This window comes from Pseudomonas sp. GZD-222, assembly GCF_049310525.1.
In the GTDB taxonomy this organism is placed as follows: domain Bacteria; phylum Pseudomonadota; class Gammaproteobacteria; order Pseudomonadales; family Pseudomonadaceae; genus Aquipseudomonas.
Map to the genome: position 1 here is coordinate 55,300 of NZ_JBMOWO010000080.1, position 22,348 is coordinate 77,647.

Annotated in this window: 17 protein-coding genes; 4 read left to right on the forward strand and 13 right to left on the reverse strand. The window is 59.5% G+C overall.

Going from position 1 to position 22,348, the window contains the following annotated elements:
* Positions 1-64: 64 nt before the first annotated feature.
* Positions 65-949: a LysR family transcriptional regulator gene (locus ACO6VD_RS15845; RefSeq protein WP_422420395.1), complete on the reverse strand. Its 885-nt coding sequence runs from the start codon at positions 947-949 to the stop codon at positions 65-67.
* Positions 950-1,041: 92 nt separating this feature from the next.
* On the opposite strand from ACO6VD_RS15845, the gene ACO6VD_RS15850 reads away from it, so the two are divergent.
* On the forward strand, positions 1,042-2,064 hold the full coding sequence (locus ACO6VD_RS15850) for a YeiH family protein (RefSeq protein ID WP_422420396.1): 1,023 nt from the start codon (positions 1,042-1,044) through the stop codon (positions 2,062-2,064).
* 58 nt (positions 2,065-2,122) lie between these two features.
* Here ACO6VD_RS15850 and ACO6VD_RS15855 read toward each other — a convergent pair whose 3' ends face one another.
* The 5 genes from ACO6VD_RS15855 to ACO6VD_RS15875 all read right to left on the reverse strand — a co-directional run bounded on the left by ACO6VD_RS15855 (position 2,123) and on the right by ACO6VD_RS15875 (position 7,786).
* Positions 2,123-3,385, reverse strand: a complete 1,263-nt coding sequence (locus ACO6VD_RS15855; RefSeq protein ID WP_422420398.1) for an OprD family porin — start codon at positions 3,383-3,385, stop codon at positions 2,123-2,125.
* A gap of 30 nt (positions 3,386-3,415) precedes the next feature.
* Entirely contained in the window at positions 3,416-4,135 is a 720-nt protein-coding gene (locus tag ACO6VD_RS15860; protein ID WP_422420400.1) for a nitroreductase, read from the reverse strand.
* Between the two features lie 40 nt (positions 4,136-4,175).
* Positions 4,176-5,519, reverse strand: coding sequence for an MFS transporter (locus ACO6VD_RS15865; protein WP_422420401.1), 1,344 nt, complete (start codon positions 5,517-5,519; stop codon positions 4,176-4,178).
* Between the two features lie 209 nt (positions 5,520-5,728).
* Positions 5,729-6,772 (reverse strand): AraC family transcriptional regulator, encoded by a 1,044-nt coding sequence (locus ACO6VD_RS15870; protein ID WP_422420403.1) that lies wholly within the window; start codon positions 6,770-6,772, stop codon positions 5,729-5,731.
* Positions 6,773-6,877: 105 nt separating this feature from the next.
* Positions 6,878-7,786 carry a LysR substrate-binding domain-containing protein gene (locus ACO6VD_RS15875; RefSeq protein ID WP_422420405.1) on the reverse strand — a complete coding sequence of 303 codons (909 nt, stop codon included), beginning with the start codon at positions 7,784-7,786 and terminating at the stop codon, positions 6,878-6,880.
* 212 nt (positions 7,787-7,998) lie between these two features.
* On the opposite strand from ACO6VD_RS15875, the gene ACO6VD_RS15880 reads away from it, so the two are divergent.
* Complete coding sequence (locus ACO6VD_RS15880; RefSeq protein ID WP_422420407.1) at positions 7,999-9,261, forward strand: serine hydrolase domain-containing protein; 1,263 nt, start codon at positions 7,999-8,001, stop codon at positions 9,259-9,261.
* A gap of 63 nt (positions 9,262-9,324) precedes the next feature.
* Here the strand turns inward: ACO6VD_RS15880 and ACO6VD_RS15885 are convergent, their stop codons facing one another.
* The 5 genes from ACO6VD_RS15885 to ACO6VD_RS15905 form a co-directional block, all read right to left on the reverse strand.
* The gene (locus ACO6VD_RS15885; RefSeq protein ID WP_422420409.1) at positions 9,325-10,173 is read right to left on the reverse strand and encodes a mechanosensitive ion channel family protein; all 849 of its coding nucleotides are present in this window, start codon (positions 10,171-10,173) and stop codon (positions 9,325-9,327) included.
* A 92-nt stretch (positions 10,174-10,265) separates the two neighbouring features.
* The gene (locus ACO6VD_RS15890; protein ID WP_422420411.1) at positions 10,266-11,606 is read right to left on the reverse strand and encodes an MFS transporter; all 1,341 of its coding nucleotides are present in this window, start codon (positions 11,604-11,606) and stop codon (positions 10,266-10,268) included.
* A gap of 55 nt (positions 11,607-11,661) precedes the next feature.
* Positions 11,662-12,600, reverse strand: a complete 939-nt coding sequence (locus ACO6VD_RS15895) for a LysR family transcriptional regulator (protein ID WP_422420413.1) — start codon at positions 12,598-12,600, stop codon at positions 11,662-11,664.
* Positions 12,601-12,653: 53 nt separating this feature from the next.
* Entirely contained in the window at positions 12,654-14,045 is a 1,392-nt protein-coding gene (locus ACO6VD_RS15900; protein WP_422420415.1) for an FAD-binding oxidoreductase, read from the reverse strand.
* Positions 14,046-14,420: 375 nt separating this feature from the next.
* The gene (locus ACO6VD_RS15905; RefSeq protein WP_422420416.1) at positions 14,421-14,864 is read right to left on the reverse strand and encodes a GNAT family N-acetyltransferase; all 444 of its coding nucleotides are present in this window, start codon (positions 14,862-14,864) and stop codon (positions 14,421-14,423) included.
* A 389-nt stretch (positions 14,865-15,253) separates the two neighbouring features.
* Here ACO6VD_RS15905 and ACO6VD_RS15910 point away from each other — a divergent pair, with 389 nt between their 5' ends.
* Positions 15,254-16,243, forward strand: coding sequence for a response regulator (locus tag ACO6VD_RS15910; protein ID WP_422420418.1), 990 nt, complete (start codon positions 15,254-15,256; stop codon positions 16,241-16,243).
* Positions 16,244-16,246: 3 nt separating this feature from the next.
* Positions 16,247-17,239 carry a LysR family transcriptional regulator gene (locus tag ACO6VD_RS15915; protein ID WP_422420420.1) on the forward strand — a complete coding sequence of 331 codons (993 nt, stop codon included), beginning with the start codon at positions 16,247-16,249 and terminating at the stop codon, positions 17,237-17,239.
* Here ACO6VD_RS15915 and ACO6VD_RS15920 read toward each other — a convergent pair.
* Together ACO6VD_RS15920 and ACO6VD_RS15925 are read right to left on the reverse strand one after the other, a co-directional pair.
* On the reverse strand, positions 17,157-20,723 hold the full coding sequence (locus tag ACO6VD_RS15920) for a PAS domain-containing protein (RefSeq protein WP_422420641.1): 3,567 nt from the start codon (positions 20,721-20,723) through the stop codon (positions 17,157-17,159). The two genes, ACO6VD_RS15915 and ACO6VD_RS15920, sit on opposite strands and share 83 nt — an antisense overlap.
* Before the next feature lie 127 nt (positions 20,724-20,850).
* Positions 20,851-22,299, reverse strand: coding sequence for a TolC family outer membrane protein (locus ACO6VD_RS15925; RefSeq protein ID WP_422420422.1), 1,449 nt, complete (start codon positions 22,297-22,299; stop codon positions 20,851-20,853).
* Between the last annotated feature and the right edge of the window lie 49 nt (positions 22,300-22,348).

Sequence of the window (22,348 nt, forward strand, 5' to 3'; positions counted from 1 at the left end):
GGTTCGCTTTACCCAACCGCTGCTGATGCAGCGGTTTTTTTATGTCCGCCATTTGCTGCGGCGGCTACATCGGGCTTTGGCAGAACTCGAGAAAACGCGCGAGGCCGCGGGTCGGCTGCTTGTCTTTGTGGATTACCCGGTACAGGGTGCGTTTGAGCGGGCCGCTGGGGCAGGGCAGGGTGCAGAGCTGACCGAGGGCCAGTTCGCCGCGCACCATCACCCGAGACACACAGGCGATGCCCGCGCCGGCGATCACGCAGTGCTTGATCGCTTCGCCATTGGACACCTCGAGCAATTGCTGCGGGCTGCCCAGCCACGGACCGATCAGGTGTTCGAGCATGTTGCGCGTTCCCGAGCCTTGCTCGCGGGTAATCCAGCGGGCACTGGCCAGCTCCTGAGCGTCGGGCTGGGCCAGGCGGCTCAAGGGGTGGCTGGGCGCGGCGATCAACACCAGCTCGTCTTCGCGCCAGGGCCGTACGTCGATATCCGGATGCTGTACCGGTCCTTCGACAAAACCGACATCGATGGTGAAGTTACACAGCGACTCGACGATGCGCTCGGTGTTCTCGACCTTGAGTTCCAGACGGCTATGCGGTTCGGCGGCGAGGAAGCTGGCCAGCAATTCCGGCAGCAGATAAGCGCCAATCGTTGTACTGGCGCCGATGCGCAGGTGGCAGGTCAGTTGCTGCTGAAACAGCGTTTCTGCCTCCTGGGCGCCTTCCAGTGTGGACTTGGCATGAGGGTAAAACCGCCGTCCGTGCTCGTTGAGCACCAGGCGTTTGCCATGACGATCGAACAGCCGGGTGCCGAGCTGGTGCTCGAGGTCTTGCAGCGACATGCTCGCCGCAGCCTGGCTCAAGCTCAGGTCTTTGCTGGCGCGCGTGACGCTGCCGTGATCGGCGACGGCGACGAAGGTTGCCAGCTGTTTAAGCGTAATTCGGCACTGCATATCAGCTTTCCTGATATGACCAATAAGAATATATAGCTTCATATAGGTTATAAGAGATTGCAAGCTAGCGTCACCACAAACGAGGTTTCGTTATGCTTGTTCTCAGTCGTACCCAGCTTCCCTATGGCCTGCTTACCGGCGTCACCGGCAGCCTGGCCTTGGCAGCACTGGCCATGTGGCTGTCGACCTCGCCAGTATTACACGGCAGTGGTATCGGCACCCTGACCCTGGCCATGCTGCTGGGACTGGCCGTCGGCAACCTTGTGCCGGGCAGCGTTCATCGTGTGGCCGCTGCCGGTGTGCAGCTGTGCAAGCAGCCTGTGCTGCGTGTGGGTGTGGCGCTGTATGGCTTCCGCCTGACGGTGCAACAGGTGCAGGCCCTGGGTGTGCAGGCGTTTGTCACCGATGCACTGCTGATTCTTTCGACCATCAGCCTGGCGATCTGGCTGGGCACCCGCGTGCTGGGCATGGAGCGTGGCACCGCGGTGCTGATCGGCGCGGGGCATGCCATCTGCGGCGCTGCGGCGATTCTGGCCAGTGCCGGAGTGGTCAAGGCGCGTAATGATCAGGTTGCCGTGGCGATTGCCTGTGTGGTGCTGTTCGGCACGCTCGGCATGTTGCTCTATCCCTGGCTGTTCAGCGTGATGCCTACGCTGTTCGGCGATAGCCACGGCTTCGGGATTTTTACCGGTGCGACCCTGCATGAGGTTGCCCAGGTGGTCGCCGCAGGGCAGGCCATGGACCCGCAAGCCGCCGAAGCCGCTGTGGTCGCCAAGCTGATCCGGGTATTGTTGCTGGCGCCTTTTCTGCTCGGCCTGGGCATCTGGTTAAGCCGCAAAGCTGACAGCGGGCACAGCGCTACGGCGGTGAAAGTGCCGCTGTTTGTCCTGGGCTTTATCGCCTGCATGCTGATCAACTCGTGGCTGCCGCTGGATCAAACCCTGCATCAGGTGCTGGTCAGCTTCGATGACCTGCTGCTCGCCGCTGCAATGGCCGCCCTGGGATTCAGTACGCGTTTGATCGATTTGCGCAAAGCGGGGCTCAAACCGTTGATTCTGGCAGCTGCGTTGACGCTGCAGCTGATGATCGTGGGTGGTGCGTTGACGCTTATATAAAGGCTACGTTATTGGGCTCACCGCGGGCATGACCCGCGATGAGCTTGAGGGGAGGGGGTTAGTAGTTGAAGGTGTAGCGCAGGATCAGACGGTTCTCGTTGGCGCTGTCGGCATAGGTAGAGCGGTTGGTGGAGTTGCGCCATTGCACGGCAAGTCCTTTTACCGGCCCGCCCTGGACCACATAGGTGATGTCGGTCATGCGTTCCCATTCCTTGCCGGACTCACCGCTGGCGCGTAGTCCTGCCGCTTGGGAGGTGTTGACCATGGTCGGGTCGACGTCTTCACCCTTGGCGTACTTGACTCCCAACGTCAGCCCGGGAACGCCCGCTGCGGCGAAGTCGAAGTCGTAGCGGGCGAACCAGACGCGCTCATTGGCTGCGGTGAAGGTACTCACCAGCGACTCCGCGAAAATGTAGGTGTCGGTGCCGTTGACGAAGGCAAATGGCGTGTCGCCCCAGGCCTTCTGGTAGCCGCCGCCCAGGGTATGGCCCTTGAGGCTGTAGCCGAAGTAACTGGTGAGGGTGCGGTTGTCGACTTCACCCAGGCTTTTATCGCCGGTCTCGTTGGCATCGAACAGGCGCACGTCGGCGATCACTGCGCCGGTCGACAACGGCTGGTTCAGTTTCATGCCGAAAAAGTTGTTGCGGTACAGGTCTTCCAGCTCGGCGACGTGATAGCTCAGGGTCAGTGTCGGCAATGCTTTGTAGTCGAATGCCAGGTAGTTGTAGTGATCGGCCTCTACCGGGGCATAACCCGTTGCGGTCAGTGATTCGAAGTCGGTGGAGTTACGTTGTTTGACCGCGTTTACCCGCAACGCCGAGAAGGTCACGGGGGCAAAGTCGTTGGAGACCAGCAGACCGCCACGAAACACCTGCGGCAGCAGGCGGCTGTTGTTGCTTGCCAGCAGGGGCATCACCGGGTTGATGCCGCCGATGCGCAGTTCGCTTTTTGCCAGGCGCGCCTTGGCGGTCACCGTCATCTTGCTGTAGGAATCCTCGACGTTGCGTTCCGAGTCATAGGCCAGCAGGCCCGAGCCGGTGCGATCAGGGCTGGAGTCGAGCTTTACCCCGAGCAGGCCGAGGGCATCGACGCCAAAGCCGACCGTGCCTTCGGTAAAGCCCGACTGCAGGTTGAGAATGAAGCCCTGACCCCATTCGTCACGCTTGTTCTGACGGGCGTCGTCATTGCGAAAGTCGCGGTTGTAATAGAAGTTGCGCAGCTCGAGGCTCGCCTTGGAGTCCTTTACAAAGTCCGCCATTACCACTGGCGCTTGAGCAGCAATAGCTGTGGCGAGCAGCAGCTTCACAGGGTGTTTCGACATTACAGGCACCTTTTATTTTTGTTGTAGTGATCAAGGGTGAAAGGTTGCAAACGCACTGACCGGTTCCCGATCGGTCACCAAGGTGTTTTCGATACTGGCGGGGTCGGCGTAACCAAGGCTCATGCCGCACACCAGCATCTGCTCAGGTGCAATCCCCAATTGTTTCGAGATGAGGCTGTGATACTTGAGGAATGAAGCCTGGGGGCAGGTATGCAGGCCGCGGCCGCGTGCGGCGACCATCACGCTTTGCAGGAACATGCCGTAGTCGAGCAGGCTGCCCTCACCGAGGCTGCGGTCGATGGTGAACAACAACCCCACCGGGGCGTCGAAGAACCGGTAGTTGCGCCCGTGCTGTGCGTGCATGCGCGGCTTGTCACCCTTGTCGATACCGAGCAATCCGTAGAGCGCCCAGCCCACGGCCCGGCGCCGGTCCAGGTAAGGCGCTTTCCATTGGTGCGGGTAGTAGGCGTACGGGTCTTCAAGCTGTGCCGCGGCCGCCGCGTCGTTGTCGATCCGGGCGATGGCGCGCGACAAACGCGCCTTCCCTTCGCCGGTGAGCACATGCACATGCCAAGGCTGCATGTTCACCCCGGTGGCACTGAAGCGCGCGACATCGAGGATGGCCTCGATGTCCTCCTGCGCCACCGGAGTGGAAAGAAATGCCCTGATACTGCGTCGCGTGGTGATTGCCCAGTCAACCGCGTGGTTCACAAGCTGCGCGGAGGCTGGCGGTGGCGATAATCGGTTCATGTTCGTTCCTGCAGCTAGCATCTGGCGTAAAGGCATGTGTTCAGCGAGACAGCGCGAGGGCTTTTTTCTCGTGGGTCGATTGCGCCCGCGACTGGTTGATCAGGGTGACCGCCAGGGCACCGATCAGGCCTGCCAGGCTGATGGCCATGAAGTTCTGCTGCAGCGGCAGGCTCAACGACACCAGCCAGCCGATCAGGACCGGGGCGACAATGGCGCCGATGCGGCCCACACCGGAGGCAAAGCCGACACCGGTGGAGCGGATCTCGGACGGGTAGAAGTCACCGGCATAGGCGTAGGCCAGCAACTGCGTGCCCAAGGTCGAGGCGCCTACCAGGAACACCACCGCAAACAGCGCCGTAGTGTCGCGGGTGTAACCGAGGAGGGTGAGGGCAACGGCCCCGGTGATGTAGAAACACACCAGCACATGCTTGATGTTCAGTTTGTCACTGAGCCAACCACCGAACATGGCCCCGGCAATCGAACCGAGGTTGAACACGATGACGAAGTTGAGCGCCGAGCCGAGGCTGAAACCGGCCATTGCCATGAGTTTGGTGAGCCAGGAGTTAAGGGAGTAGACCATGAACAGCCCGGTCATGAACGCGGTCCAGATCATTACGGTGCTGAACCCGCGCCCTTGCTTGAACAGGTCGCGGACCGGGGTTTCCTGAGTGTTCTGCACGGCCACATTGCCGGTAACCACCAGCGTGTCGTCAACCGCACGACCTGGCTCGATCTTGCGCACGATCTCGCGCAGTTCTTCCTGGCGCCCATTACGCAGCAGATACCCAATGGATTGCGGCATGCTCTTGAGGATGAAGGGAATCAGCAGCACTGGCAGCCCGGCGACGTAGAACACCCATTGCCAGCCATAGCTCTCGATCAGTTGCTTGGCGGTCAATGCGACGAGGATGCCGCCCACCGAGTAACCGGCAAACACCAGAGTGATCAGGCGGGTGCGCAACTTGAGTGGCGAGTACTCGCCCATCTGCGCGGTACATACCGGCAGTACACCGCCGATGCCAAGACCGGCAATGAAGCGGGCGATGCTGAAACTGACCGGGTCGCTGGTCAGACCCGCCACCGCCGTGAAGATACTGAACAGCGCCACGCAGACGGCGATCATGCGCGGCCGACCGATGCGGTCGGCCAGGGTGCCGAGGAAGATTGCGCCGAGCATGGTACCCAGCAGTGCCGAGCCGGCCATGATCCCGGCACTGGTAGGGTCGACGTTCATGTCCTGCATGATCGCCGGCAGTGCCGCGCCCACCACGGCCAAGTCATAGCCGTCGATGATCAGGATGAGCACACACCAGAAGAGGATGCGTCCATGGAATCGATTGAACTTCGAATCCCCCGCCAACGCATAAATGTTCACCGATTGCATAGCGTGTCTCCTTCGCTGTTGTTTTTGTTTGTGAAGTGCACAGTCGTATGTCTGCAAGCTGGCCAGGGCAGGTGAGGGCCACAGCGCAACCTGTTGCGAATCCTAGGGCCGATTAGTGGTGCGGCACATGCCCGTGGGCGTCGATGTGTTTGACCGATCTGGGCACATTGGCGCGGGCAAGGGGCAAGCGGGAAAGAAGGGGCAGGGGATCAGCCTGCCGATTGAGTCAGGGTCGGGGTTGACCCATCAGTACTCGAGCGGCGATAGGCACCGGGACTTACCCCGGTCCATTTCTTGAAAGCGCGGTGAAACGCACTGGTTTCCTGAAAGCCGGCCTGGGCGGCAACCTCACAGACCGTCAGGTCCGACTGGCCAAGAAAGTTGATGGCCATATCGCGCCTGAGGTTGTCCTTGAGCCCTTGGTAACTGGCGCCCTCAGCCTGCAAGCGCCGCTGCAGGGTGGAGCTGGACATGCTCAACTGATTGGCCACTTCATCCAGCGCCGGCCAGTTTTCCGGCGTATGGTTGCGCAGCCGCTGCCGGATCTGGGCACTCAAACTGGCGTCGTTGCGGTATTTGACCAACAAACTTGCCGGCGAATCTCGAAGAAAAGCGGCCAGGCTCTCGGGCGTCTGGGCCACCTTGAGGTTCAGAAAACACGCATCAAAGCAGACCCGGGTCAGCGGGGCGGCGAACTCGATCTGCTCACAGAAGCGCATGCGGTAGTCGCTGTCATCTGCCGGACGCGGCGAGCGAAAGCTCAGGGCCTGCAACGGAATCCTGCGGTTGCCGAGCCAGCATAGCAGCCCGTGTACCAGAATCAGCCAGGTGCCATAGCTGAACAGCCTGCGCTCGACGCCATGGTCGTGGATGATGATCGACGCCGTGTCGCCGTCCAGGTGCAGCTCACCGTAGAGGTCATCGAGCCCCAGGCGCAGGAACGCCAGTATTCGCCGCAGGGCCTGTTCCAGTGTCTCGCAACCAATGGTTGCGTGGCACATGAGCCGAAAGCTGCCACGACGCAGGGGATGGCTGTCGATGGCGAAGAACTCATCGTCGAGCATGTCGGACAGGGCGACCCACAGCTTGGAGAACGCCGAGGCACATACACGAGCATTGGGAGAGGCGAGCAGCTGCGGATCGATATGCGCCTGCTGCAAGGGAAGGGATATGTCCAGACCTCGCTGGGTTGCGCCGTAAAGGGCTTCACGCACCAGGCTGATGGAGGTGGTTCCTTTATAGGCTGCGAGCATCTGTTCATCTCCATCCGGTGGTAGAACCTGGACGGAAAGTTACCAGATGGTTACCACGGGCGGAGCGCGCATTTTTGCATAAGCCACCGGCGTTTTAGCGGTAGCTCAAGGATCAACCGCAGCTTGCGGAAACTCTTCGCGTAACGTCGCATTCAGCCAATTGATAAACCACAACACGTCGTCCGCGATTACGGGCTGCGGCGTGAGCACCTGGTAGGTTTCCAGCGCTACCGACAAATCGCTGCATCGCACCAGAACACCGTCGGCCAGTTCACGCTTGACCAAGACTTCCGTCGCCAGGGCAATGCCATGACCATGGCGGGCAAGGTTCAAGGCAATGTCATTGCTCATGTGCGAGGCATGCGATTTGACCTTGAGTGCAAGGCCCTGTGCGGAAAACCAGCTGTTCCACCAGGTGCCGTCGTCTACATGGATCAGATCACAGCTCGCCAGAGCAGTGGCCGATAGCGTGCTGACTTGCAACGTCGCCAGATAAGTCGGCGAGCACACCGGGAACACCTTGGGCCTGATCATCCGCGTATGCACGCCGACATGTTCCCCTGGCAGCCCATAGGCAATACCCAGGTCAGCCTGCCTGGCATCCACACTGGTGAAAGAAGCGTTGGGTTCAATGGCCAGTTTCAGATCCGGCCGCAGGCTGCGCAGACTGTCGATATGCGGCGTCAACCAGCGCGAGGCGAAGGCCGGTACACAGAGGATGCGCAGCCAGCGTTCTTCCTTGCGCTGGGCCACGTGCGAACCGGCATCGGCAATGATGCGCAGCGCTTGCGAAACCGCCTGGTAGTACTGCAAACCCGGTGGCGTAAGGGTCACCCCCCGCGGGGTGCGATTGAACAGTTGCACCCCGAGCCAGTCTTCCAGGTTCTTTACATGCCGACCGACTGCCGGTTGGGTCACATGCATGGCTTGCGAGGCCGCGACATAACTGCCCAAGCGGGCAGCCGCTTCGAAGGCGCGAATGGCATTGAGCGGAGGAAGCCGATCGGTCGACATGGGGCTCACAGCTGTTAGTTTTATTAATATCGACCCGGACTTTATGTTGCTTTTCCTGTTCCGGCAAGTTGATATCCTCGAAATCGACGTACTGAAGTTCATTGAAATGTCGAGGAATACAGATGTTGCGCAGAACAATAACAAAGCACTCGTTACAGACTTTTTCCCTTCGATTGCTGGCGGTTGCCACACTGGGAATGGCCCACGCCGGCGTGAGTCTGGCTGCCGATCCGCTTGCTGAATGCGGCGTTGCCGGCCTCAAGGTGTGTCCACAACCGTTCGACAAGACACTCCCGGATCCCCACGCCATGCTGACCTGGAACCAGGACGCACGCGTGGTGGGCTTTCGCAATACCTACCGGCTGTATGAGGGCGATGTCTTCAGCAGCAAAGACGCCAAGCCTTATCCATTGCCGCCAGCGAGCCATGCACTGCCGGCCATTCACTACTCAATGAATGGCACCACATACAACCTCGACAACTACCTGGCCAATCAGAGTGTCACTGGCTTGCTGATTCTCAAGGACGGCAAGATCGCTTATGAGTATTACGGCAAAGGTAATACCGCCAACACCTTGTGGACCTCGCGCTCGGTGGCCAAATCAGTGGTCAGCGTGCTGGTGGGCGTGGCTATAAAGGAAGGCAAGATCAAGTCGGTCGACGACAAGATCACCCAGTACCTCCCCGAGCTCAAGGGCACCGCCTGGGAAGAGGTGACCCTGCATCAACTGATGCAGCACACCTCCGGTGTGGTCTGGGATGAAAACTACGCATCACCGGACTCCGATTTCTCCCACATGACCCAGTGCGAGGCGAAACCGGCGCCTTATGATTGCGTGCTGAACCTGGTCAAGTCGGTCAAGCGCAAACCCGGGGTCAAGCCTGGCGAAGTCTGGTCCTACAATACCGGCGGCGCCTGGCTGGTGGGCCGTGTACTGGAGAACGCCACCGGCATGACCATCGCCAAGTACCTGGAAAGCCGCGTGTGGAGCCGTTACGGCATGCAGCAGGACGGTGTCTGGCACGCGCTGGTCAAAGACAAGGTCGACATGGGCGGTCACGGATTCAACGCTTCGCTGCGCGACTGGGGCCGTTTCGGCCAGTTCGTCCTCAGCGGCGGGCAACTGCCAAGCGGCGAGAAAACACTGCCGGACGACTGGATCGCACGCTCGACGCACTGGACGACCGCCAAAGGTTCGGTCACCCCGTCGGCACCCAATGGCCAATATGGTTATCAGTGGTGGTACTCGGCACCGGCGCCGGACGCCAATGCCGAACCGAAAAAAACCGCCACCAGCGATCAGACCTTCTGGGCACTGGGCATCTTCGGCCAGTCCATCGCGATCAACCCCGCGGAGAAACTGGTAATGGTCCAGTGGTCGACCTGGCAGCACGCAGAAACGCCAAGTTCGCTGTATGACGAACAGGCGTTGTTTGTAAATGCGCTGAGTGAGGCGCTGGACGCGAAGGAGTGAAGCACTAGTGGATTCATCCAGTGAGTTACACCCGCTGGTTGAATCCACTAACGCGGGCCCGGGTTACTCGGCCTGTTGCTGGAGGATAACCCGCTGCGCTGGCATCGGCGCCGGGAAGCCGGCATCGCCGAGGGCATCCTTGATGATGCGGTTGGTGTCGAAATAGACCTGCCAATAGTGCTCGTTCTGGCAGTACGGGCGCACCGCCAGCACCGGGCCGACCAGGTTGAACTCCAGAATCTCCACATCCACCGCCGGCTCGACGAGTACATTGGGCACGGCCGCGATCTGCTGCTTGAGCAACGCTGCCGCCGCCTTCCAGTCCGCCGCTCCAGACAGCTGCGCCGTCAGTTCGACGCGGCGGTACGAGTTGTGGGTGAAGTTCTGGATGTTGTCGCCGAAGATCTTGTTGTTGCCGACCAGGGTCAGCACGTTGTCCGGGGTGTTGATCGCGGTAGCGAACAGGCCGATTTCCATGACGGTGCCGGTCACTCCGCCGGCATGGATGAAGTCGCCGACCTTGAAGGGGCGCAGGACGATAATAAAGGCACCCGCCGCCAGGTTAGCCAGCAACCCCGACCAGGCCATGCCGATAGCCAGGCCGACCGCTGCGAGCAAGGCGGCGAAGGTGGTGGTTGGCATGCCCAGGTAACCGAGGATGCCGATTACCAGGATGATGTTCAGCGTCACAGTGATCACCGAGCCGACATAGCGCAGCACGGTAGGATCGAGCTTTTGCTTGCCCAAGGCCCGCTGCACCATGCCGACGGCAAAGCCGATCAGCCAGCGCCCGATGATCCAGAAGGCGATAGCGGAGAGGATCTTCACCGCAAAAGCGGCCCCGTACTGTTGCACCAGAGTGACGAACGCATTGAATTTCGCGGTGGTCACGTTAACGATGGTTTCGTCCATGGCTGGAACCTGAAAATGAAGGATTGGCCTCAGAACGCTAGCACAGGCTGTGGGGCCCGCCAGCTAAACGGGCCGCGCTAGCAATCCGCGTTTCACATCGCATCGCGGGGCAAGCCGCTGCCTACCAGGTCGCTTGCGTTTTGCGCGCGCGATACGCTCAACCCCAGCAGCCCACCAACCACCAGGGCACCCGCCATGAAGTACATCGCCGCATGGGTGTTTCCGGTGAGTTGCGTCAACCAGCCCACCGCAATGGTGCTGAAGAACCCGGCCACATTGCCCAGCGAGTTGATCAAGGCAATGCCGGCTGCCGCCGCCGCACCGCCAACCACTGCCGTAGGCATGCCCCAGAACACCGGCAAGCTACTGATCATCGCCGCTGTACCGACGGTGAGGCCGATCATCGACAGCACCAGGCTGTCGCCGAACAATGTGCCGAACACCACCCCGGCACCGCCGATGAAGGCACAGACCGCCAGATGCCAGCGGTACTCGCGAAACCGGTCCGAGCTGCGCCCAACCAACACCATGCTCACCGTGGCTACCGAGTAGGGGATCGCCGTCAGTACGCCAATGGCCCAAGGCTCGGCGACGCCACTGTTGCGGATGATGGTCGGCATCCAGAAACTGATGACGTACTGCCCCAGCACCAGGCAAAAATACACCCCGCCCAGCAGCCAGATTTTCCGGTTCAACAAGCCGTCGCGCAGTGAGTGGCGAGACTTGGACAGGGCTTCGCGGTCGAGCGCCGCCTGCATTCCGCGCTTTTCTTCGGGGCTGAGCCAGTGGGCATCGGCAATACGGTCACGCAGCAGGAAAAACACCGCAGCGCCCAACGCCACCGCGGGCAAGCCTTCGATCACGAACAGCCACTGCCAGCCGGCATAACCGGCCACACCATCGAAGTGCTGCATGATCAAACCGGAAATCAGCGAACCGAGCATGCTCGAAATCGGCAGGGCGGCGATGAACAGCGAAATCATCACGCCACGGCGATGGCTCGGAAACCAGGTGGTGAGGTAAAAGATGATCCCGGGAAAAAAGCCGGCTTCGGCGATGCCGATCAAAAACCGCAGCACGTAGAAGGTCATCGGTGTTTCGATGAACATCATCGCCGCCGACAGCAAGCCCCAGGTCATCATGATCCGGGCGATCCAGCGGCGAGCGCCAAACTTGTGCAGGGCGATATTGCTGGGAATCTCGAACATCAGGTAGCCGACAAAAAACACACCGGCGCCCAGGCCGTACACCGCATCGCTGAACTTCAGGTCATCGAGCATCTGCAGTTTGGCAAAGCCCACGTTCACCCGGTCAAGGTAGGCCACCAGGTAGCAGACAATCAGCAGCGGAATGATCCGCCACGCGGTTTTACGGTAGGCGCCGTGCAGGGCAGCGTCCGGCATGCTGCCGGGGAGAGGGGGTAGGGTGGTCATCTCGAGCCTCTTTCTTGTTGTTGTAGGGGCAATCCTGAAATGGCAGTACAACGGGTCAGAGCGCGCGGCCTCCCGGCCATTCACCGCGCGCGCACATGTCCCGGACAACTTCGCGGATCAACTCGCTGATCAGCGTTTTAAGGTGGCTGGCAGGCATAGAGGCACAGCTACAGATGCCCAGAATGCGCGACACACCTTCAGCAGCAATCCGGTGAGCCACCAGGCGTCCGTCATCGATTTCGCGCATGGCCAGGTTCAACGGCATGATGGTGTGACCGATACCGGCCTCCACCGCGCTTTTGAGGATGTGTACGGAATTGACCTCCATGGCGATCTCACCCACGCTCAACCCGTGTCGTGCCACCGCCTGTTCAACCAGGGTGCGGGTGCTGTGGCCATGGGCCTGGCTCGGGAACACCAGCGGCCGGGCCAGCGCCTGCTCCAGCGACACGTCACCGGCCGGTGGCGCATCCGGTGCATTGGCCCGGTGGATCAGGTAGAAGTCTTCTTCGATCAAGGCACTGAACAGCACCTGCGCAGGCAGGTCGGCGCTGGTAAACAGGGCAAGGTCGACGCGGCCACGGATCAGTTGGTCCATGACGTTGCCGGTCAGCTCCTCATTGAGGTGAAACGCTACCCGCGGGTAACGCGCCGCCACCGACCGCATCAACGGCATGGCCAGGATGGTCGCGACGCTTTGCGGCAATGCGACGATGATCGAACCACTGACCGAGTCCGGGCTGCTGGTGACAGCGGCGCGGGCATCAACCAGGTGTTTGAGCATGCCCTGGGCATATTCGTAGAACACCTTGCCGGCTTCACTGGCGACCACACCGTTGTGGCTGCGATGAAACAGCTGTACCCCCAGCTCGTCCTCCAGCGCCGACATCTGCTTGCTCAAGGCCGACTGCGCCACATGCACCTGGCGCGCGGCTTGGGACAGGCTGCCGCAATCAATCACGGCAACAAAGTATCTGATCTGGCGGATTTCCATTTTTGCGCTTCCTGCAGCACGGGAACGTACGGGACCGGTGATGGTACAGCGCGTCAGCCTGCGGTGTGTCCGCGAGGGAAGATCTTCCCGGGATTCATCAGTTGCTTGGGGTCGAGTGCGGCCTTGATCGCCTTCATGGTGTCCAGCGCGTTTTCCCCGTGTTCAACCGCCATGAAATGCTGCTTGGTCAAACCGATGCCGTGCTCGCCGGTGCAACTGCCGTGCATGGCGATCGCACGTTCGGCCAGGCGGTGTGCGGCCGCCTCGGCGCGCTCGACTTCGGCGTGATCATCAGGGTCGACAAGAATCAGCGCGTGGAAGTTGCCATCGCCGACATGACCGAAGATCGGTGCTAGCAAGCCGTTTTGCGCAAGGTCCGCAGCGGTGGCTTCAATACAGTCGGCCAGGCGCGAAATCGGTACCACGGCATCGGTGGTCAAGGCACGGCAACCGGGACGCAGGGCCAGGGCGGCGAAATAGCCGTCGTGGCGCGCTTGCCACAAGCGGCTGCGGTCTTCCGGATGCACCGCCCATTCAAAGTCCAGGCCCTGGTGTTCGTCGGCGACCATGCGTACGGTCTCAAGCTGCTCCTTTACACCGGCTTCAGAGCCATGCAGTTCGAACAGCAACGAAGGCACTTCTCGAAGCTGCGTTTTGCTGTAAGCGTTGAGCGCACGCATGGTCAAGGCATCGAGCAGCTCGATACGGGCGATAGGCACGCCCAGCTGGATGATCTGGATCACCGCACGTACGGCGTGGTCAACACTGGGGAAGCGGCACACCGCTGCCGAGATGGCCTCGGGGATCGGGTGCAGCTTGACGGTCAGCTCGGCGATGGTCGCCAGTGTGCCGCCCGAGCCCACCAGCAAATGGGTCAGGTCGTAGCCCGCAGAAGACTTGCGTGCCCGGCCACCGGTGTTGATCACACGCCCGTCGGCCAGTACGGCGGTCATGCCCAGCACATTCTCGCGCATGGTGCCGTAGCGCACGGCGTTGGTACCTGAGGCACGGGTCGCGGCCATGCCGCCCAGAGAAGCATCGGCGCCAGGGTCGATGGGAAAGAACAGCCCGGTGCCATGCAAGGCAGCGTTAAGCTGCTTGCGGGTCACGCCCGGTTGTACGGTGGCATCCATGTCATCGACGCGGATCTCGACAATCTGGTTCATGCCCGAAACATCAATACTCACGCCGCCGTGAGTGGCCTGCAACCAACCTTCAAGGGACGTTCCGCTGCCATAGGCGATCATCGGCACATCGTGGCGGTAGCAGGCGGCGCTGATACTGACGATATCGTCGAGACTGTTGGCGTAGGCAACGGCATCCGGCGGCATCGGGTCGAGGGCGGAAATATCGCTGCCGTGGTGCTCGCGCACACTGGCGGAGGTGGAAAACCGGTCACCGAGCAACAGGCGCAGGTCATCACACAGGGAGTGGGGAAGGGGCATCGAGCAGTCTCCGGTTCTTGTTCGCCGCGTAAGCGTCGCGGTATTTGTAGGGAGTTATTGCTCATCTTAGGCAGGCTTTGGTTAACACCTGTAGTGCTGATTTCAGATGGAGTTATCTCTTGAAGAGATGGCGTTGCTGTAGGGGCGTTCAGCTGTTGGAACAAAAGAAGGTCAGAAATAGATAGGTGAGGGCACTGATGGGTTGGTTTTAACGTAATCCATACGGCGTGCGCATAAATAGCTCAACTAAATAGTCATTTAGTTGAGTTAAGTATGAAAGGCATTAAATAACGGCTTAACGAAGGAATAGGGTAACGGACTCGCTGCGTCTCTTCAATATTGGCACCGTAATTGCCGAGGGCCCGATTAACAGCGTCAGGTGCGTGCCCAGGTCATCAGATACTCCAACTGACCCGTCTGTTCATCTATCTGTTCTGCGCACACTGCAAAGCCTTGCGAACGGTAAAAGGCGCAACTGGCCACGTTTGCCTTGTAAACCCCCAGGGTCAACTGACTGCGCAATGTCTTTGCGTGCGCGAGCAATTGCTTTCCAAGCCCCATGCCCTGGAAATCGGGTGCCACGAACAACGCCGCAAGTTGCTCATCGTGCAAGGAACAGAACGCGACCACGCGTGACTCACGCTCAATCACGTAGGTTTCCGATGCCGGGATGTACAGATTTCGCATAGGCTCCAGGTTAGCTCGCCAGAACTCGGCGTCTATGAAGTCATGAGCTTTGAGTGACGCGTCTAACCAGATTCGCAACACAGCATCCATGTCTTGTTGGTTGAAAGGTCTAGACGCTGCAGCACTGATCATTCCTTGAGGCTCCAGTTGTGTGTGTTGTGCAGGTGCAATGGGACTGCGGCAATGTTGACGCGCAGCAGTATCGCGATGGAGGGATGGCAAGGCAATGATTGTAGGCTTGGGTCGGCGCGAATGGCTTTGGTGGTTTTCGAGGGGTGCAGCAGCTTTGAAAGTGGTCCACCGGTGGCCGTGACTCTCTATAGAGCACTACGCATAATGTATATTATGTTAAACGAGGTGCTATGTTAAGAATGTTCATGAGCTTCGTAAGGCACTGATTCGACAAACCAGCTTCTGCCATCTACGTTCTCAACGTCTAAGGGCTTTAAGGGAGTCAGAAATTTCGACCAACAAATCAAATAAGTTAAACTGGCGCCCTACTTTGCAGAGTCTTTTCTTTCATGCACGCAGAGCACGGCCCCAAGCCTTATACCCTCCTGGCCATCGACGACGATCCGCAATCACTGATCGTGCTCTCGAAGACCCTGACCGCTGAATATGAAGTGCTGCTGGCCAAGGACAGCGAGCGAGGCATCGCCCTGGCCCGTAGCGCCAGCCCGGATTTGATCATCCTCGACATCATGATGCCGGTGATGGACGGCTTTCAGGTACTCAGTGAACTCAAAAACCATCCAGCCACCGCCAATATTCCGGTGATTTTCCTGACTTCACGCAGCAGTATCGAAGATGAGCGCCTGGGTCTGTTGCTGGGCGCCGCAGACTATATCGCCAAACCAATTTCACCGCCGGTAGTGCTGGCCCGGGTGTCGGCACAATTGGCCTATCGGAACAAACCCCTGCACGGCTTGCAACCGGCTGCCGAACCCTCGGCCGGCAGCAACATGCGTGACGGATTCATCAGCGCACTGTCACTGCAACTGGCCCATAACCCGCTCATAAACCTTGACGCACTGCTCGATACCGTGTCGATCCTGCTGGACCGTGGCGAAGCAGAGAACGACCCGAGCGCATTTCGCAGTGCAGCCTGCCTGGCGCTGATGGGGCTCAACCAACCGGGCACCCCTGTGGTCCAGGCCCTGACCCGCAGCAGAGAGTTGATCGAGCATATTCTCGTCTATGCCGATCCAGAGGACCGAATTCTCAACCTGGCCTGGAAAATTACCCACGCCGATATTCTGCTCAAGGGAGCATACGATCACGAAACGGCTGATCAGTTGCCACTGTCGACACGCCTGTTTGCCCTGGCCCTGAAATACCACTTGGCACTATTACAATCCGGGAGAGATATTCGCAGCCGACATGAACAGGCAATCCAGCAGCTGCTCGTACAGCCGGGCCTGGAGCAATACCTGGATCGCGACCTAGACGCACTGTCCGGAGCCTTGCTGAGATCGTCGCATACCTTTTTCGGCCTCCATAGCGAGCATTGAACCATGGCTACCCTTGGAGACCTGGAGCTGTTTGTGATGATCGCCGACCTGCAAGGTCTGTCGCCCGCTGCTCGTGCAATGTCCATCACGCCCGCCGCTGCCAGCCTGGCGCTCAAGCGCCTGGAAAACCGCTTGGGTGTTCGTCTGTTCACGCGCTCCACGCGGACCATGAAACTCACTCCTGAAGGTGTGCGTTACCTGGAAAGCGCACAACACGCTTTGAAGATTCTGGACAACGGCAAGCGTTCATTGACCCATGATGACGGCATGCTGGAGCTCACGGTGTCCTCGGATCTGGGCAGAAACCTGCTTCTCGATGTGTTCGCACAACTCAAACAAGACAGGCCACGCCTATATATCAAGCTGGCGCTCAGCGACAAGGAAGAGGATCTGCTCAAGGGTAAGTTCGACGCGGCACTGCGCTTTGGCAAAAGCCTCTCGCTGGACCTGATCGAGCTCCCCGTCTTGAAACAGCATCACTTCATCGCCTGCGCCGCCCCCACTTATCTGTCTGCACATTCCCTGCCCTGCACACCGCAACATCTGAGTGCGCATGAATGCATCATCAGCAACAGCACTGGCCGACCGGAAAGTCGTTGGCGCTTTCATGCACCGGGGCAGGTTGAAGACGTTCGCGTGCAGGGACATTTCTGCTGTGACGATAGCGACGTCGCACGGCGTTGGGCGGTAGCAGGTCAGGGCGTGGCCTATTTGCCGCTATTGAATGTCGTCGGCGACTTGCTTGCTGGGCGATTGTTGCCGGTACTGCCAGGCTGGCAGGGCGAGCCGGCGCCTCTGAACCTTGTGGTTTCACACCGATCACAGATCACCGATTCGCTCCGGGCCTTGCATCACAGCACCATCAACCTGTGCAACGAACACATGTCTCGCTACTCGGCCTGGTTCAACTCATCTACCGCACCTCTGACAGTCGAAACGCCGCCAACATGTCATAGGCTTGCTCAAACTCCAGGCAATAGACTTTTTCCTGAATAGCCAGCAGTGCGCTGTTGGCGTCCTGCTCGCAGAGCTCATCGACCAAGCCTAGTGCTTGGGCGTTTTGATCTTGCAACAGCGTAGCCAGGCGCTCCAGTTTAAGCGCCTGGAGGCGGCTTGCATCTTCGCCCTTGTCCGCAGGCGCTTTGCGGTGCGGCTCCTGACTGGCCAGGCTCTCCAGTACCACCTGCAACTGTTGCGACAGTTGGCGGATCAATGGCGCCAACTCCGCCTGCCCGGCACAGTGTTCCTCCAACTGCCTGGCCGCTCGCTGTATGACAGTCGCACCAATATGGCCTGCGGCGCTGCGCAGACCATGAGCAAGAAAGCCCATGGCTCGACGATCCTTGGTCGGGTACACGCGCCACAGACGTTCGGCGAAATCCTGGTGATGCTCGCGAAAGCAGCGCAACAGTTTTTTGTAAAGCTCAACATCCTGATTGACCACCGACAACCCAAGCTTCGTGTCAATACCCTCGTAATGCGGCACTGGCACTACACAAGGCGCAGCATGTTGAAGATCGCCAGGCTCAGTTCCCGCGGGTTTGATCCAGCGTGCCACGGTGCGATAGAGCGCATTGACCTCCACCGGTTTGGCGATGTGGTCATTCATACCGGCCGCCAATACTCGCTCCTCCAGGCCCACCAGCGTATTGGCGGTAATGGCGATAATCGGCAAACCCTGTAAATGGGGATGACGGCGGATCTCGATCGCTGCGTTGTAGCCATCCATGACCGGCATCTGGCAATCCATCAGCACACCGTCAAACTGACTGTCCCGCAGCAACAGCTGCAAGGCCTCTTTGCCGTTGCTGGCGATCACAACCCTTACCTTGGCGCGCTGTAGTAATCCCTCCAATACATCCTGGTTCAGCAGATTGTCTTCGACCACAAGAACCCGAGCACCCGCCAGTGAATGCGCAACATCGTTGCTTGTGCACAGGTCCGCGCTGCCAGCTCCGAGTGCCAACGGCTCGTCCTGTGCAACGACAGGCACGTCGAACACCTGGCGCAGTGGCAAGCACAACTGCACGGTGAACTTGAACACCGTCCCCTGCCCTTCACCACTGTCCACCCAGATATTGCCCTGCATCATCTGCACAAGTTTTTTTGAGATTGCCAACCCCAGGCCTGTTCCGCCGTAACGCCGGGTAATCGATGCGTCGGCCTGGACAAAGGTATCGAACAAGCGGATCCGCTGTGCTTCACTGAAGCCGATGCCGGTGTCTGTCACGCTGAAACACAACTCGACACGGTCATGCCACTGCCGCACTTGGCGAACACCGATGGAGACTTGACCAGCCTCGGTGAACTTGATCGCGTTATCGACCAGATTGGTCAACACCTGACTCAAGCGCAATGGGTCGCCCACATAGCGGTGAGGCATCAGCGACGGGATATCCAGACGCAAACTGATTCCCTTTTGTTCAGCCCGCTGACACACCAGAGATAACACATCCTCCAGCAGTCCCCGGAGTTCGAAACTCACCTGCTCCATGCATAGCTTGCCAGCTTCGATCTTGGACAGGTCCAGTACGCCATTGATGATGCCAACCAGATTCTTCGCTGCGCGGTCTATCTTCTCGATGTAACCGCGCTGCGCCTTCTCCAATGGCAGGTTCAGGGCCAAATGGGCCATACCGACAATGGCGTTCAGCGGTGTACGGATCTCATGGGACATACAGTCAAGAAATGCCGACTTGGCCTGAGTGGCCAGCTCGGCATCGCGCCTTGATTGCTTGACCAGAGCATCGGCCGCCTTGCGCTCACTGATGTCGAAGATCACCCCATCCAGGTACTGCGGCACCCCGTCCAAATCAATGGTCTGCCCTTTGTCGTAGACCCAGCGCACATCCTGTGTAGCGGTAATGATCCGGTACTCGAGCACATAGCTGGCACTGTGCAGACTCCCGTCGAAAATCCCCAGGTCCTCGGGGTGGACAAGCTCACGATAGGCCCAGCCGGATAAAAAATGCTGCGCTGGATAGCCGCTCAACGCCTCGATGGCATCGCTGACAAACATCATCTCGCGCGTAGCATTGGGCCGACTGCGAAAAACCACCCCTGGAATATTGGCAATCATCGACTTGAGTTTACTCTGGCTCTCGACAATAGCTCGCTGAACCTCGACAGCCTGGGTGATGTCTTGCAGCACCCCGGTAACCCGTATCGCGACACCCTGGGCATCACGTTCCATGGCCTTGCCGATGTCCAGCACCCACAGCCAGCATCCACGCTTGCTGCGTATCCGGTACTCGGCCCGGTATTCGTCAACCTGGTTATCCAGATGGGCGTTGAGTTTAGCCATGACCGATTCGCGATCATCCGGATGTATAAGGCTGGTCCAGCGATTCAGACCATTGCCAAAGGAACGCTCCAGCTCATGTTGGCTGTAACCGAGAATACATAACCAGACATCGCTGTTGACGACAATGCCGTGGCTGACATTCCAATCCCAAAGGCCGAGCGCTCCGCTCTGCAGGGCCATGTCCAGTCGCCGTTCACTTTGCTCGATCAGCGAAACGTCGCGTTTGTGCTGTCGAGCATCCGCCAAGCACCGTAGCCCGCCCCACCACAGCAGGAAAAAAAGGGCGGCACTCAACCCATTGATCAACAGAATCTGTTCGCTGGGCAGGAACGAGTCGAGGTCGCCCAGCGTGATCAGGGACCATGGGCCACCTGGGTCGCTCCAGTCAAAATAGGCCCTAGACACGCCATAACGCCGCCCCTCCAGCGTAACGACGGGCTGGTGGGTATCGAACGGCAACCTGTCGGGTACGCCTGCGGAAAACGGATAATCGACGAACTGCTGGCGAATCTCGCCTGAAAACCCACTCAGCGTCCACTGACGATCGGCCTTGAGCAGCATCGCTGGTGTATTGGAAGCCAGCACCACGCCACTGGACGAAAGGATCATTTTGATATCGCCATTGTGCTGCTTGCTCAACCCACTATCGAGCACCTTGGCATCGAATCGCGCCACCAGCACACCGATTACTTTGTCTTGGCGGATGCGCGACGCGTAGACCGGTACTGCCATGTAGAACGTGCGCAAACCAGTGACCGTACTGATGGCGCCATAGACGCTACTTACGCCCTTGAGCGCATTGTTGAAATAAGGTCGAAAGGCCACACTCACACCCAGTTGTGAACGATCGAGCAGGTCGTGGACCGCCACTATTTCCCCGTCGAGGTTGGCGGCAAACGCATGGCTGGCACCCACCACCATCGACAGCGTGTTCAGCGGCATCGCTGCCTGCTCCATGAGTTCCCGGGAGGGACTACGCTCCTGAATGACTTGTTTGAGCGTTGGGTTGTGTCGCCCTAGTATCGATAGCGCGCCAATAGCAAATCCGTCGGACTTCCACTGCCCTAGCGCCGTGGCATGCTCTTGGGCCTGAGCTTCGATCCCGCTGCGGTAGACGTCTTCAACCTGCGCGCGGTAGTAGTTACCTACCGCCGCACCACCCCCGATTGCGATCAGTACGCCCAAGGCGTTGCAGGACAGTCTGCTACTGTCAAAAAAACTCACTAACCTGTGCAACACCCGCTCCTTTCACTGCTCAAGCATTCCAGTCCTTTCAAACGCATGTCTCACTGGCCCGACACTGCTAGCGGGTCACCAGCTGATGGGGAAACTCCGGCGGCAGGAAGTCCCGATCAGGATCGTAGTTCGGCTTGAGGTAATCGCAGAGCGTTTTCAGGTGCTGCGGCGCCAACGTGCCTACCGACTGCTTCAGGCGCAGCGTATCGAGAATGTAGTCATAGCGGCTGTCATTGTACTCACGAACCGCGTTGTAGAGCTGCCGCTGGGCTTCGAGCACATCAACGATATTACGCGTACCGACCTGAAATCCCAGCTGCGATGCCAGTACCGCCCCTTGGTTGGAGATGATCGACTGGCGACGCGCCTGGATCTGCTCGACGCTGCTGTTGAGACCACGATGCAAGTTGCGGGTGTTCTCCACCACCTGGCGACGCAGGTTGTCGTTGAGGAGTTCTCGCTGGCGCGTGCGCTGATAGGCTTCGCGAACCTGCGAGCTGGTCTGCCCGCCGTTGAACAGCGGAATCTCGAGTTGCAGACCAAGCGAGCGCTGCTCAGCGTTGCCGCCATAGCCGCCGCCCCGAACCCCGCTGTTGCCAAAGCCGAGGTTGTCGTTGTCGCCTATCTGATAGCGCATCACTGCATCTACGGTCGGCGCATGCCCGGCCTTGCGTGCATTCAGCGTCTGCTGTGCCACCTGCAGGGCTTGCTGGCTGACCCGTAGCGCGACGTTGTGCTGCATTGCCCTATCAACCCAGCGCCGCGCATCGTTGGGCACGGGCAACAGGACCGGCATGTCATGCCGCACCCCCTGGACCGCGGTGTATTGTTGATGAGTCAAGGTATCGAGGGCTTCAAACGCATTGTCCACCTGCTTCTGCGCAGCAATGCGATTGGCCCGGGCAGTGTCATGACCAGCCTGAGCCTGCAGCACATCGGTACGGTCGGACAAGCCCAGTTGCAAGCCCTTCTCTGCCAAATCCAGCTGGCGTTTGAAGGCGGCCTCCTCGGCCTTGCCCGCAGCGAGTGCGTCCTGGGATTTGAGCAGGCCGAAATACGCCTGGGCGCTGTCGAGCATCAGCTTCTGCTCGGCAATCTCCAACTCCAGCAGCGCCTGCTGATGCTGGGCCTCGGCAGCCTTGAGGTTGAACCAGCGATCGACGCGCAACACAGGCTGGTTTAGTGCCACCTGGTAGCTGCTACCACTGCGCCCGAGGTCATCCTGCGGTTGTTGCATGGTCGTCGTTCTGTCTTTGAGCTCGGCACTGCCCGACAGCGTCGGCAACAAGCCAGCACGGGCTTGAGGCACTGCCTCGGCCCGTGCTGCCTGGTCAGCGCGGGCCGCTGCCAGCTCGGTATTGTGCGCTCGGGCATCCTGGTATACCCGCCAAAGATCACTGGGAATGGCCACTGGTGGATAGTCCCGAGACGCACTGGCAGCCGGTTCAACCTGTAACAGGAGGACGAGCAGGCAGCCGATAGGAGCCCGCTGTCGCGAAATACTGGGTTTGATCATGTTCTGGGCAGTTTCTACAAAAGGAATGGTTCTAGCGGAGGACGGAGCA